We start from the raw sequence: 819 nt of genomic DNA, 5'->3' as shown, positions 1-819 counted from the left end.
AGGCGGGTAAACCACATCTTGAAGTACCTGTTTACTCACACATCACATACGACATTACTGATGAGCTAAAAAAAGTCGACCGACCTGACGTGCTTATTATTGAAGGCTTAAACGTATTACAAAGCGGTATGGACTACCCACATGATCCACATCGAGTATTTGTATCTGATTTTCTTGATTTCTCAATTTATGTTGATGCGGAAAGTGAAACGATAGAGCAGTGGTATGTTGAGAGATTTTTGAAGTTTCGCCGCGGAGCTTTTACTAAACCAGGCTCCTACTTCAGCCACTATACGCAACTGTCGGTCGATGAAGCGAAAAGTAAAGCGAAAGAAATTTGGCGCAATATTAATGGACTCAATCTGGAATTGAATATTCTTCCAACCAGAGAAAGAGCCCATTTGATCCTCCACAAAGGTGCTAACCACCTTGTCGACAAAGTATCGCTAAGAAAGTAAAGGGGCTCAGTCCCCTTTTCTCAACGAAATTTCTCCGCCAATGTAGGTTTCCAAACCATTTTCAGTTTTGAGCACCACCCCACCCTGTTGGTCGATACCTTGTACCACTCCGTGTATTTCTCTCGGTCCCATAAGAAGCTTAACCGGTCGGCCGATAAAGTTGTCCAAACGATTCCAACGTTCAACAAAACCACCCAGTCCAGTCAGTTCATATTCTTCTAGCGCGGCTTTCCAATGATCGATAAGACGTATCGCCAATTGAGTTCTATCGATACTCACTTCATTGGAAATTTGGTTGAGTGTTGTCCAGGGTTGATCAATACCGGGCTGCACATCAGGCATGCCAATATTTAATCCCATT

Annotated in this window: 2 pseudogenes; one reads left to right on the top strand and one right to left on the bottom strand. The window is 43.2% G+C overall.

The annotated features are described in order from the left end of the window. Positions 1-458 (top strand): annotated as a pseudogene (locus R7190_RS26575) (type I pantothenate kinase); the annotation flags it as partial. Between the two features lie 6 nt (positions 459-464). Here the strand turns inward: R7190_RS26575 and R7190_RS26570 are convergent. Further along, positions 465-819: pseudogene (locus tag R7190_RS26570) on the bottom strand (biotin--[acetyl-CoA-carboxylase] synthetase); the annotation flags it as partial.

Source organism: Vibrio sp. 1078-1 (genome assembly GCF_033340475.1).
This window is presented reverse-complemented; position numbering and strand designations above follow the sequence as displayed.